Source organism: Ferrimonas pelagia (genome assembly GCF_039543565.1).
GTDB lineage: Bacteria > Pseudomonadota > Gammaproteobacteria > Enterobacterales > Shewanellaceae > Ferrimonas > Ferrimonas pelagia.
Genome location: NZ_BAABJZ010000032.1, coordinates 1 through 711 on the forward strand (window position 1 = coordinate 1; position 711 = coordinate 711).

The 711-nt window shown below is 49.1% G+C and carries 1 protein-coding gene; it reads right to left on the reverse strand.

The window, feature by feature from the left end; genetic code table 11:
* Positions 1-35 precede the first annotated feature (35 nt).
* Positions 36-711: IS256 family transposase (locus ABEA08_RS09465; RefSeq protein WP_345335058.1), on the reverse strand; the 676-nt coding region annotated here is incomplete at its 5' end.

The following is a 711-nucleotide window of genomic DNA, read 5'->3' on the forward strand; positions in this document are numbered from 1 at the left end:
CGAGGGTGTTCATAACTCTGTGTCAGTAATCTAATTCACAAGTCGATGTATTCGTCCAATCGACCCTCAAAGTGGATCGACAACTGAGACAGCGTCAAATTCCAATTCTGGATGGGGTGCGACCAGCGCTCCGACGCCTTCAATATACCGGCGTAGAGAAGCTTGAGTAAACCGTTCTCGCTGGCAAAGCCACCTTTGGTTTTGGTCAACTTCCGAAATTGGCGGTGCACGGCCTCAACAGCATTAGTGGTGTATATGGCTCGTCGCACGTAGTCCGGGTATCTAAAGTACGCTGAGAGCAGCGCCCACTTGCTTCGCCAGGACTTGATAACGACGGGATATTTTTCACCCCATTTGGCTTCCAGTTCGTCCAGAGCTGTTTCTGCTGCGGCGAGCGTAGCAGCTTTATAAACGCATTTTAGATCAGCCATAAAGGCCTTTTGGTTCTTTGAGGCAATGTACTTCATTGAGTTTCGGATCTGGTGGATGATGCAGAGCTGGACTTCGGTTTTCGGGAAGATAGTCGCAATGGCTTCAGGGAAGCCTTTGAGGCCGTCTACGCAGGCGATGATGATATCTTTAATCCCACGATTGTGGAGATCGGTCAGGATGCTGAGCCAGTGGTGGGCGCCCTCATTATCAGACAGGTATAAGCCCAAAAGCTCTTTCTTTCCCTCAACATTCAAAGCAAGAATTGTGTAAATCGCTTTA